Source organism: Alkalihalobacillus alcalophilus ATCC 27647 = CGMCC 1.3604, from assembly GCF_000292245.2.
GTDB lineage: Bacteria > Bacillota > Bacilli > Bacillales > Bacillaceae_D > Alkalihalobacillus > Alkalihalobacillus alcalophilus.
In genome coordinates, this window is the sequence record NZ_ALPT02000046.1 from 21,981 (window position 1) to 34,059 (window position 12,079).

10 protein-coding genes are annotated in these 12,079 nt (G+C 36.0%); 7 read left to right on the top strand and 3 right to left on the bottom strand.

Translation table 11 applies throughout. From position 1 onward, the window contains the following. Positions 1 to 153: 153 nt before the first annotated feature. The 3 genes from BALCAV_RS13165 to BALCAV_RS13175 form a co-directional block, all read right to left on the bottom strand. Positions 154 to 1,659 (bottom strand): Rne/Rng family ribonuclease, encoded by a 1,506-nt coding sequence (locus BALCAV_RS13165; RefSeq protein ID WP_003321800.1) that lies wholly within the window; start codon positions 1,657 to 1,659, stop codon positions 154 to 156. An 81-nt stretch (positions 1,660 to 1,740) separates the two neighbouring features. Next, a complete protein-coding gene (locus BALCAV_RS13170; RefSeq protein ID WP_003321798.1) occupies positions 1,741 to 2,655 on the bottom strand; it encodes a M50 family metallopeptidase in 915 nt (304 codons plus the stop codon). Continuing rightward, positions 2,624 to 3,412 carry a M23 family metallopeptidase gene (locus BALCAV_RS13175; protein ID WP_003321797.1) on the bottom strand — a complete coding sequence of 263 codons (789 nt, stop codon included), beginning with the start codon at positions 3,410 to 3,412 and terminating at the stop codon, positions 2,624 to 2,626. Before BALCAV_RS13175 ends, BALCAV_RS13170 begins: the two co-directional genes overlap by 32 nt. A 125-nt stretch (positions 3,413 to 3,537) precedes the next feature. Here BALCAV_RS13175 and BALCAV_RS13180 point away from each other — a divergent pair, with 125 nt between their 5' ends. The 7 genes from BALCAV_RS13180 (at position 3,538) to BALCAV_RS13210 (ending at position 11,901) form a co-directional block, all read left to right on the top strand. Then, on the top strand, positions 3,538 to 4,125 hold the full coding sequence (locus tag BALCAV_RS13180) for a molybdenum cofactor guanylyltransferase (protein WP_003321796.1): 588 nt from the start codon (positions 3,538 to 3,540) through the stop codon (positions 4,123 to 4,125). Positions 4,126 to 4,233: 108 nt separating this feature from the next. Beyond that, positions 4,234 to 5,448, top strand: coding sequence for a CNNM domain-containing protein (locus BALCAV_RS13185; protein ID WP_003321795.1), 1,215 nt, complete (start codon positions 4,234 to 4,236; stop codon positions 5,446 to 5,448). 166 nt (positions 5,449 to 5,614) lie between these two features. Further along, on the top strand, positions 5,615 to 6,529 hold the full coding sequence (locus BALCAV_RS13190; protein ID WP_003321794.1) for an aldo/keto reductase: 915 nt from the start codon (positions 5,615 to 5,617) through the stop codon (positions 6,527 to 6,529). 393 nt (positions 6,530 to 6,922) lie between these two features. Next, on the top strand, positions 6,923 to 7,630 hold the full coding sequence (locus BALCAV_RS13195) for a response regulator transcription factor (RefSeq protein ID WP_003320458.1): 708 nt from the start codon (positions 6,923 to 6,925) through the stop codon (positions 7,628 to 7,630). Next, positions 7,627 to 9,084: a HAMP domain-containing sensor histidine kinase gene (locus tag BALCAV_RS13200; RefSeq protein WP_003320459.1), complete on the top strand. Its 1,458-nt coding sequence runs from the start codon at positions 7,627 to 7,629 to the stop codon at positions 9,082 to 9,084. Before BALCAV_RS13195 ends, BALCAV_RS13200 begins: the two co-directional genes overlap by 4 nt. A 5-nt stretch (positions 9,085 to 9,089) precedes the next feature. After that, complete coding sequence (locus BALCAV_RS13205) at positions 9,090 to 10,166, top strand: LolA family protein (protein ID WP_003320460.1); 1,077 nt, start codon at positions 9,090 to 9,092, stop codon at positions 10,164 to 10,166. Positions 10,167 to 10,170: 4 nt separating this feature from the next. Continuing rightward, positions 10,171 to 11,901, top strand: a complete 1,731-nt coding sequence (locus BALCAV_RS13210; RefSeq protein WP_003320461.1) for a M56 family metallopeptidase — start codon at positions 10,171 to 10,173, stop codon at positions 11,899 to 11,901. Positions 11,902 to 12,079: the final 178 nt, after the last annotated feature.

Consider the following 12,079-nt stretch of genomic DNA (forward strand, 5'->3'; position numbering starts at 1 on the left):
CTTATTATGTTTATATCATAACATTAATTATAATGATTATCAATAAGAAATAATTACAATTAAATAATCAATATAAAATTATATTTTCATAATACAAGCATAGTTAACGCAAAAGAATCCATTTTGAAAGCACAAAATGGATTCTTTTATCTTTTATTTCGATTTTTTTAGTTGTTCTAGGCGGTGGATAGCTTCATCTAATGTGCCACTATAGCGGAGTGCAAAGGCTTCTTCATTCATCGCTTTATTAGGGTAAATAAGGATTCGAAAAGCTAGTGCCTCTTCTAGACGTTTTAAATGTTGGCCTTTCTCACCTAGGAGAACTGTCTGAACTTTACTTGGGATCTCGATGACAACGGCTTCTTGATCGCCACCTTTATATTCCCATAATAACCGTTCAATTTTGAAGGCTTGAGCTTCATCAGACAGAACTGAGCCTTTTCCATGACATGTTGGACATGTTTTTGATAAACTCGCTTGCAAGTTGTTTCGCACCTTTTTTCGAGTCATTTCAACTAAACCAAGACCAGTCATTCCAACAACATTTGTTTTGGTACGGTCTGATTTTAAAGCCTTTTTAAAAGCTTTTAAAACCGCTTCTTTATCCTCTTCTTTTTTCATATCAATAAAATCAATCACAATAATACCTGAAATATCTCTCAATCTTAGCTGGTTGGCAATTTCTTTTGTTGCCTCGATATTTGTTTTTAGAATCGTATCTTCCAAATTGGTTTTTCCGGTAAACTTTCCTGTGTTGACATCAATTACCGTTAAGGCCTCGGTTTGGTCAATCATCAAATACGCTCCATTTTTTAACCACACTTGGCGTTTTAAAGCTTTCTCTAATTCTTTTTCAACTCCAAATGCCTCAAAAATATTTTCTTTCCCATGATACAGCCTTAAGGCATTACTTAAATGAGGATAGGACTCAAATAAAAGCTTTAATCTTTTGTAATCAGGTAAATGATCGACCACGATTTCCCCAATTGAATGGTGAGCAAAATCCCTTACAATACGTTCAAACAAACCCGAATCTTGATGCAAGAGACTTGGTGCCTTTTTCTCTACTAAATCTTGGCGCAATTCCGCCCAAAAAGTCCGTAAAAAATGAAGCTCTTGTTTGAGTTCTTCCTCTGAAAGTCCTTCACAAATCGTTCGGATAATCACTCCTTCATTCTCTTGAAGAAGGTTTTCACCAATTCCTCTTAAACGTTCCCTTTCATCCTCAGAGGAAAATCTTCTAGAAACCCCTACATATCCGCCTTCTGGTAAATAAACAACATATCGGCCAGGTAAAGAAATGAGACTTGTTAGGCGAGGTCCTTTTGTTCCAAAACCTTCTTTTGTCACTTGGACAAGAAGCTCTTCTCCTTGGGTAACAAATTCAGAAATGCTGCGTTTTTTCTTTTTTTCATCCTCTTCTTCTAATAAATGAAAAGAAAGCAAGTCATCTCGATAAATAAAGCCGTTCTTTTCACGTCCAATATCGACAAAAGCGGCTTGCATGCCCGGTAGCACATTAACGACTCGAGCTAAATAAATATTGCCGACAATTCGTTTCTCAACTGGTCGTTCAATCATAAATTCAACGACTTCATCATGTTCGACAATGGCCGCTCGTCTTTCTTTTGTATTCATATTAAAATAAATATTTCTCACGGTAGAAGCCCCTTCATTTCTTCATTTCATCTTTTGGCTCGTCACTTTTTCGTACGAATGGTTGCCACTCATTCACAGTTACTATATTTTTATCATGCGGAAATCATTCTGTTCCGTACTATCAAGCCATTCCTTTAAGCGGATCTTTGAATAATTTCCTAAAAAGGCCCTTAACAACATGGACTCAGGCACATAAATAGGTGCTTCATTTGATTGAGATGACACCACCAACTGATGCGTTACACCTCGTTCAAAAAGATCCATTACATCTTTAATTATCATTGTATCATCAACTCGTATCGTTTTGATAGGTCGCTTCGGCACAAAAGCATTTCTCCCCATTAAAAAGCGAACAAATCGATAATGCCGCTGCTTCCACTCCAAATAATTGTTCAAAATTAAAAAGGAGAACACGACCCAAATATTTAGATGAAAGGAAAAGAAAAAGGAAACGATTATCATACAGGCAATTAAAATGAAGAAAGAAAGTTTTCTTGCTGTGGCCATCCCTGTTTTATAAGGAGAACGATAACAACATAGCAGTTGCAAAAGCCGACCACCATCAAGTGGTAATATCGGCAATAAATTAAATAACAAAATAACTAAATTATGATTTAAAAAAAGTTGGTGTGCTTGCTCTGACCAAAAAGAGCTTCCAGCGAATGAAAAAGACAAACCGATCATCCAGACGTGCTGAATAGGACCGGCTAAAATAATCATTAGTTCTTCACGAAATGGCTTATTGCCATTGTCCTCAACTTCGGCCACTCCTCCAAATGGTAAAAGCTCAATTTTATTTATTTTCCATTTAAAATAAGAAGCCGCAACAGCATGGCCTAATTCATGAATAAATACAATCATAAATACCATTAATACTTCACGAAAATAACCAGTTATAATTCCAATTCCTAACACAAACCAGAATAGCGGATGGATTTTAATTTTCCTCGCTAATAGAAACCATTCATTCAAATGAAATGACATCGCTTGGGTCAATGTAAGAATCCCCTTTTTGTATGGCGAAGTAAAACTGACCTTTTTCCTCTCCCTCGGTTTTGGAGACTGTACCAATCGTATGTCCAACTTGAATATGATCATAAATATTCACATCAATGACATTAAGCATGCCATAAATCGTTTTCGTTTGATCATAATGCTGAACAACGACTCTTTTGCCAATTGTTTCGTCTTCTCCAATTGATTCAACAAAACCACCCTTGACCGCTTTCACTTCTTCTTGGACTCCTGTCTCCACTAAAATCCCATGTCCATTTTCTGAAAATCGTTCCGTAATTGTTCCACCTGAAGCAGGAATCGCATAATCCAGTTCATTTATTGGCTGCTGCTCAGGATCTGGTTCCTCTTCTGTTACAGGTAACAGAGCAAGTGGTCGTCCAAATTGTTCCTCATACCAATTTGCTATCATTGCAAATTGAAATTCTTGTTCGTACGCTTGGGCGACAACCTTTTTTGTTCCTTCCAACTGTGTCACATTTCCGTTAAAAGATATGGCAATGAGTAAAAATAAACAAGCAGCTATCATGATTCTTAATAAAAAGAAACTTTTATCATAAATAGCCCCATCTCTTTTTGGTTCTGTAGAGTTACTTTGAAAAGAGTAGGGCTTTTTTGATCGACTTAATATGTCGGTTGCCCGATTTGAATCAAGCTGCTCTCTTGGCCTTTTAGCTACCCCTCGATTTCGGCGCTTTAAATCTGCGTCTCTTTTTAATTGATTTAATTTATTTGACATGTGCATCCCCCTTAGCGCAGCTTTTTCACATTCACTTTGTATAATCTATGACTTGTCCGGTGCACTTATGTCATAATAGAAAGACAGATTTTAAAAAGCTCAAGGCGTAAGGAGGTTACATATAAATGAAAACGATAGGTGTTCTGTTGGCAGGAGGAGAATCAAGACGTTACGGTTCGCCCAAGGCCTTTGCGATGTTAAACTCTAAACCATTTTATCAACACAGTCTCACTTGTTTAAAAGCGTTCACAAACAAACAACTCATCATTAGTCACCCAAACCTCGTTTTAAACTTTCAACAAAACGGGCATAAAAACATATATACGGATAAAGAACCGTATCAAGGGTTAGGACCATTAGCTGGAATTTTCTCGGCAATGGCATATGGCGAATCAGATTGGTATGTGATTGCCCCTTGTGACACACCTTATCTAGAGGCTACTATTTATAAAAAATTAATCGAAAAACTTTTTCAACAAGATACAGAATATGATGCCGTTATTCCACTCGTAAACGATAAACGCCAACCATTAATCGGCCTTTATCATAGAAGAACAAAACCTTTCATCCAACAATTGTTAGATGAAAGAACATTAAAGGTAGGGGCATTATTCCAAAGAGTGAACACTTTATTTGTAGAGGATTCGATGTTTGATAAAGACCCCCAATCTTTTCTGAATATAAACCATATCCACGATAAACCAAAAGAATAAGAACGAAATTTAGACTAACGCTTATAGACATAGCCAAGAAAGAAACGGAATAAATCTACTTTTTGTTTGAAATAATAATAAATATTTAATTGAAATGGGTGTAAAACTTTGATCATTGCTATCATATTGTTGTTTATTGCTTCTAGTTATTTTTCAGCGAGCGAGACAGCCTTAACCGCTACAAATAAAATCAAACTTCAAATCAAAGCAGCAAATGGCGACAAAAAATCTAAAAAATTATTGAAACTCGTCACAAATGCCGAAGAATTTATTCCTGGGATTCTGATTGCTAATAACGTCCCTAATATTATTCTTCCTTCCTTAGTAACGATTGTAGCGTTACAATATGGCTTACCTGTTGGAATCGCGACAGGTGTATTAACCGTTTTAATTATCATTTTTGCTGAAGTTTTGCCGAAGTCCATTGCGGCTGCATTTCCAGAACGAATCTCCTATCTCGTTTATCCGTCTACTAAAATTATGCTGATTATTTTAAAACCTTTAACCTACTTATTAAATGCTTTTACTCGATTAGTTATAAAAATAATCGGTCAAGATGATGGAAACAAAACGACTTTCTCCAAAGACGAAATGCGTGCGATGGTAGACATTGGACATACAGAAGGCACTTTTGAAAACGAAGAGATGTATCGATTGAAAGCAATGCTAGATTTTCAACATTTAAATGTGGCGGATGTGTTGAAAACGCACCGAACGGAAGTGGAAGGAATTTCTGTTGATACAACGTTTAATGAAGCTAAAGAAATTCTGCTCTCCAACCAATTTACAAGATATCCTGTTTACGAAGAAAACCTTGATAACATTGTTGGTGTTTTTCATTCTAAATTTTTTCTGAACTGGTCACGTGAACCTGAACAAAAAATAATCAAATTTTCTGATCCCCCTTTATTTGTTTACACTTTTCAGCCGATTAACTGGGTGTTTCGTAAAATGATGAAGGAGAAGAAACATTTAGCAATTGTGCTAGATGAGCATGGCGGAACAGAAGGAATCATTACACATGAAGATCTTATTGAAACGATGATTGGACAAGATATCGAGGATGAGACGGATATTGACGACCATTTATTAGACCAACACACTGATTCAACTATTATTTGTGATGCCAAAATCTCCTTAAGGCGCCTAAATAATGTTTTTCAAACAGATATTCCAGAGGAGTATGATAATTTAGCTGGTTTTTTATTACATCAATTTGGCTACCTACCAAAAGTCGGAGAACAACTAAACGATGGTAAGTTGCTTTTTGAAATTGTCGAAGCGGATTCAAGGAAATTGATTAGGGTTAAAATTACAAAATAAGATGACTCTGACTCATCAAAAAAGTTTTAATAAATCACCTACTATAAGAGATGTTGGCTCTTGAAACATGCATTTACTAAATGGATGTTTCACTCCTCATTTTTCTTGGGTATTCAGTACATATAAGCATTTATTATTGGAGTTGCTCTTGAAAGGAGCCATATTGATGAAAACAAGAAAATTAGGTCGTTCTAATTTAGAAGTAAGTACAATTGGTTTAGGTTGTATGTCGCTTGGTACAAATGAACAAGAAGCGATCGCTATTCTTGAAACAGCGATCGACCGTGGGATTAATTATCTTGATACAGCGGACTTATATGACCAGGGCTTAAATGAAGAGTTTGTCGGCAAAGCTTTAAAAGGTAAACGCGACCAAGTCATTTTAGCGACAAAGGTCGGGAATCGTTTTGAACGCGGTGTCAGTGGCTGGAGCTGGGATCCATCTAAAAAGCATATTATGTCCGCGGTCAAAGACAGTTTATCTCGATTAAAAACAGATTATATTGATTTATATCAGTTACATGGGGGCACAATCGATGACCCAATTGATGAAACGATTGAAGCATTTGAGCAATTAAAGGACGAAGGTTTGATTCGCGAATATGGAATTTCATCGATTCGCCCAAATGTGATCCGTGAATATGTCAAACGCTCAAATATTGTTAGTGTCATGATGCAATATAGCTTGCTTGACCGCAGACCAGAGGAGCTCTTCCCTTTTTTAGAAGAGCATCAAGTCAGTGTAGTTGCACGTGGCCCAGTCGCCAAAGGAATATTAACAGAACGAACATTTGATAATCTTCCAGATAAAATTAAGAAAAATGGCTACCTGAACTATTCGGCACAAGAGCTAAGAGAAACAAGAATTGCTCTCTATGAAATGAAGCAGCAGCATACAATGAATGAGCTCGCCCTCACCTATTGTCTCTCTCGGCCAACCGTTGCCTCCGTTATAGCTGGAGCAAGTAGTTTAACACAATTAATTGAAAATATTGATGCTTCACAAGTGTTTCTACCTGAATCATTCCAAAAACAATTAAGCACTCTTACCAAACAAGACTTATATAAAGACCATCGTTAATATGAATGGAAACTGTTGATAGGATTGCATAGAAGGGGCTGTCCCAAAGTCATGAAAATGACTTTTGAGGGTTCAGCCTCTTTTTTGAATGTATATAAAGTGAGAGGGGAGACATCATCCACTTCGGTTCCAATAAATCTAAGGAAAGCCTACTTAATGTTCGTAAAATAACTTTTTTGACCTCTTTTTTGATAAAATATAAAGAATTTATAAAATATCTTAAATTTACCAACCTGACAAATATAATAAAATAATCTAGCTACGCCTGTTAGAAGCTCGAGAAAAATCGGTTCGTCTTTATGAAGACAAAGAGCGTCTTCAAAAGCCGTCCCTAATTTTTTCTCGCTTCTGGGCGAACAGGCTTCGCTTTTTTAATATAAGGGGGAGAATTCAATGAACGATAAGGCGATTTTACTCGTTGAGGATGATCCAGAAATCGCACGAATTGTTTGTGATGATTTAAGAAAAAATGGGTTTGTTGTTACTTGGTCGTCTACAGGACAAGAAGGGTTAGAAGATTTTAAAAAGGGAGAATATACATTAGTGCTTATCGACTTAATGTTACCAGAATTAGACGGGTTTACATTATGTAAGTTAATTCGTGATGAATCGGATATTCCACTATTAATCATTAGTGCCAAAATTGCCGATCAAGATAAGATAAAAGGATTAAATTTAGGTGCAGATGATTATTTAACAAAACCTTTTAGTTTAGATGAATTAAAAGCACGCATCCATTCTCACCTTAGACGCTACAATCGTTATAAAGGCATTAAAGTCGAATCTCCTCTTTATCATTATAAAGGTGGGCTAACCGTTGATTTTGAAAAGGAAAGAATCTACATAGCTAATCAACAAGTCCCTTTAACAGCTAAAGAAAAAGGAATATTCTTCTTGCTTGCTAAAAAACCATTTCAGACGTTCTCAAAAAGAGATATTTACCTACATGTTTGGTATGAACCTGAACTTGACAACGGAAAGACAGTGACTGTGCATTTAAAAAGCCTTCGAACAAAATTAAAGGAATCGTCACGTAACCCACTTTTTATCCAAACCGTTTGGGGCATTGGCTATCAATTTATCGGAGAAGAAGTGGAATGAAACTCAAATCATTCCTAATGTTTAGCTATTTAATCGTGATGATTTTACCGGTTGCTGTCCTTTATTTATTATATCTTGGATTGAATCAGTATTGGCAACAAGAGTACTTCAGACAGCAAACCGAAGCAACCCTTCAATTTGCACATATTGAAGAACTTTTGAAGGACCCTGGATTGTATGATTTTAACCCACTTGAAACATATGATATGGTCGCTGATTTAACGAGTGACAACATTGCGATTACCCTTTACCGTTCTGATGGTTTAGTCTTATACCAATCCCATCAGAGAGACTTTAAGCCATATTTTTCTTTTACAAATGTTCATAACCTTTACAGAAATATCGGTGACATCGAAACGACTCATCAAAATTACCGCTTAAAACAGCCCGTTTTATCTCAGGCTGAACTGAAAGGTTTTTATGAAATAACGATTGCCAGAGATGCATGGCTTCAAACCTATCAAAATTATAACTATTATTACTTGGCTCTCTTTATAGCCATATTTACGCTCATTTATTTAATCGTTCTTTTTTTATTACATTATAAATTAAATAAGCCGCTCAAAAGCCTAGAACATCAAATGGATGCTTTTGCAAAAGGTAAACAAACCGAAAAGATCATCCCTCGCTCAAATGATGAAATAAGCCGACTAATTTTACATTTTGAAAATATGAAAAATGAATTAATCAAACAAAATGATGCTGTCAAAAACCAACAAAACGAAAAAGAATGGATTGTTTCAACTCTATCGCACGATCTCAAAACACCTTTAACCGTTATCCGTACCTATTCGGAAGCTTTACTAAAGGGAACAAACCTTACAGAACAAGAAAAACGAGATTATGAACAGATTTTATTTGAGAAGATGCAGTATATGGAGCATTTAATTAATGATTTAGCCATTTATACATCGATTCAATCACCCTCCTTTCAACCAAAACTCGTAAAAGTTGATGGAGAAGAGTTTTTTGACATGCTATTAAGTGGTTATGAAGAGCTCGCTGCAGATAAAGACATTTCGTTACAACTTATCGTTGATGCACCAGGTGAATATCTTCTTGATCCAAAACAAATGATTCGTGTCGTAGATAACCTCGTTGAAAATGGCTTGCGTTATACAAATAAGGGGAATGTACTTAGCTTAGCTGTTATCTCTTCAAATCAGAATTTACCTGAGTGGGTTTTCTCTCCATTTAAACAAGAACTAGAACACTTTCGTCAAAACGATACACTACTTCTTGTCCAAAATGAGGGTAGCTTTATACCTGAGGACCAATTGCTCTATGTATTACAACCTTTTTATCAAGTAGAACAAGCAAGAACAAAAGGTGGTTCCTCTGGCCTAGGGCTCAGTATTGCACAACTATTAATGCAAAAACAAAAAGGTGATTTAACAATATGCTCCAAAGCAGACTTTGGAACATTAGTTGCTTGCCGACTTCCAGAAAGGTGATATTTATGAAAAAACATATAAAAGTATACATTATTTTGTCCTTAATCTTCATAACCGGCTGTTCAACTGCAACCGCAACAAGCCCTGAAGAAATCATTCACGAAGTTCTCACTAACCATACTCAATACGATTCTTATTATGGAAAAATCCATTTAACTGAAACGATGGATGATGTTACAAATGAATCGATAATAGAAGAAAAAGTTGTGATGGATGGCAAAAGGATAGCCGTCGTCACTAATAAGCAAACGAACGAGAAGTCTTATGGAGTATATGATGGCAGTGTGATGACCATTTATGATGAATCTTCTGCTCTCGCTTTTCAAATGACCGGAGAACTCCCCATGTTAGACGGACAATCACAATTAGAAATAATGAAAGATCTACTGAGAAGTATAGACAAAGATGCATCCTTGCAAATGGTTGGTGAAGAGACACTTCATGGTACTCAAACACACCACTTAACATTAAATGAAGAGAATAATGTGAACTTTATAAAAGAATTTGACATTTGGATTGATCAAAAAAATCATTTCATCTTAAAAGCCAAAATGGTTACAGATGAAATGGTAACGACAATGGAGTATCAAGAAATTAAATTTGACGTCGCTTTTGATGATGATGAATTCCAGCTAGACATTCCAGACGATATTTTCATTGAAAATCTAGATGAACAACTTATAGAACAAACCTCCATAAATGAAGTGAACAATATTTTTCAACAAGGGGTACTTGTTCTCGATAGTGAAGCTGCTACTTTAGCTGCTATTGAAAAATATAATAGCGATTTTCTCGATCGAACAGAATTAACGTTTGAATACACAAAGGATTATATTTCCTATGTATCTTTAGCCGTCTTTCCATCACCTGAAGATGAAATTGAGCTAATCCTAGCTGATGAAGAGCTAATTGAATTCCGAAATAGTCCTGCCACTTTAATGGTATTTGATTCCTTTAAATCTATAGCTTGGGATGAGAATGGCTTACGTTATTCCTTAATGAGCGAACACCCACAAGTGACAGTAGATGATTTATTAAAACTAGAAGAGCAATTTATCTTAAGTTCTGAATGGAAAGAGTGATTGGATGCTACCAAATTTCACCACTATCATCTTGTATGTGGCCATTACCTTTCTCATTGCTCTTATTGGGTATCGGCTTGAAAAAAAGAGTGAAAAACTTGGAAATATTTTTATAATTGTCGCAGCGCTCACAATGGTTGGCCAGCTTTTTTACTCATTCAAATTTCCGGACTTTTTTATCGGGTTTTCCATCGTTTCGATTGCCTATTTTAATTTTTCGATGATTTTTGAGGGACGCAAAAAAGCATTAAAACGTCACACGGAATTCGCATTAACTGAAAATATTGAGATTCCCCTTTCACGAAGTATCAAAAAATGGCTCTATGAAACCTTTTTATCAATAATAGTCTTAAGTGGGGCAATTGCTTACTACCTATTTGGACCTGAAGCTAGTCCTTTAAAACTTCTTGTCATTCTAGTTATAATTCATAGTGTCATTGAAACAGTTAAACAATTTTTAAATCATGTTTCAACAAAAGTTTATCAATCAAAAGAGAATGAACTGTTTATCCTTTCAAGTATCGAAGCAAGAAAATACCCTTTAGAAAAATTGGAAGGTCTACAGGTGGAAAGTGGGGTCGATTTGTTAAAACTTCACCCCCTGCTTACTATATTTTCAAAAAGTCTTGATTTTATAACCGGTAATGGGAAAGTTTTAAAGCTTGATTTTCCTGGTGAAACGGTTTATCTAAGCCCAAAAGATTTGTCCTTTTTTAATCCGTTTATACCAAAAGCGTCAAAAAAGGCTATAGAAGAAGAAAAACATGTTCTCCCGTTTTACCATCATTCCAACCTCAAAAGATTATTAGGGAAGCTGTATTTCGCTGGAGCCATTAAAGGAATTTCTGTTTATTCTACTTTATTTCTTGGCCTCTACTTACTAGATGTTCATACAGCGATCATTGCTGGAGCGATCATCATTTTTTGGTTTACCAATTTATATTTTTCTGATCGCATTTTAAAGATTGCGACTGATGCCAAAGAAATGGATGATCGAGAACTATTAATACGTGCAAACAAATTGTTTCAAAAGCTAAACTTACCAAAAATTCGTTTATACGAAACAGAATCAAATGATTTTAATGGATTCGCATCGGGAATGGGGATCGGTCGCTCGATGATCACTTTAACAAGTGCCACACTAAAGTTACCCGTTGAAGCCATCGAAGGGATTATTGCTCATGAGGCCATCCATGTAAAAAAAAGAGACGTTCTCATCAGTCAACTTCTTCGCCTCCCTTATCTAGCCATTATTGTCGCTTTTGTTCTTTGGTTAGTCGAGTCACCCGAATTGATTGAAAACAATCCGGTTTTAATGTTTATATTGATATGGGGGCTGATTTTACTATTCCCGCTCTATCAATCTTTTTACTCACAAGTGCTGGAGGTTCGTGCCGATCGTTTAGCTAGTTTCATTTTGCATGATGGCAGTAAACAAATGGCCAACAGTTTAGGAATCCTTGGGCAATCTCAGGACGAATCGATTGAACAATCACTCCAATATATAGAAGACAAGGAAATAGAAGAAAAAAAACGCCCTTCATCAATAGAACGACCACCATGGATTTGGCGATGGCTCGAGTTCCACTTGATGCCACATCCACCACTTTATTGGCGTATCGCTATCTTAAAACAAGATAAGGAGCTAACATTAAAACAAAGTCTGAAACAATGGTTCTGCGATAGATGGAAGGAGTCATTTACTATAAAGCTCTCGCGAAAAAAGCCTGAATGATTTAGCCATTGATTATAGGAAATTCGTATATAAGAATCCACTTTTACGAGAGCCAACTGCAATAAAGAATCTTATTGCTCCATCATTTTCGATGGGGCTCTTCTTTTGTTGTCACCATCTGCGGTTGGTTACCTCTTTTTCTCTCGCTCTCTCCCTTTTCTTGCTTCCATCCGCGGTT

What these genes read in the sequence shown, in the direction of transcription:
- BALCAV_RS13175 (WP_003321797.1), bottom strand. Translation starts at nt 3,412, where the DNA reads ATGTCAAATAAATTAAATCAATTAAAAAGAGACGCAGATTTAAAGCGC.
- BALCAV_RS13180 (WP_003321796.1), top strand. Translation starts at nt 3,538, where the DNA reads ATGAAAACGATAGGTGTTCTGTTGGCAGGAGGAGAATCAAGACGTTAC.
- BALCAV_RS13190 (WP_003321794.1), top strand. Translation starts at nt 5,615, where the DNA reads ATGAAAACAAGAAAATTAGGTCGTTCTAATTTAGAAGTAAGTACAATT.
- BALCAV_RS13195 (WP_003320458.1), top strand. Translation starts at nt 6,923, where the DNA reads ATGAACGATAAGGCGATTTTACTCGTTGAGGATGATCCAGAAATCGCA.
- BALCAV_RS13200 (WP_003320459.1), top strand. Translation starts at nt 7,627, where the DNA reads ATGAAACTCAAATCATTCCTAATGTTTAGCTATTTAATCGTGATGATT.
- BALCAV_RS13205 (WP_003320460.1), top strand. Translation starts at nt 9,090, where the DNA reads ATGAAAAAACATATAAAAGTATACATTATTTTGTCCTTAATCTTCATA.
- BALCAV_RS13210 (WP_003320461.1), top strand. Translation starts at nt 10,171, where the DNA reads ATGCTACCAAATTTCACCACTATCATCTTGTATGTGGCCATTACCTTT.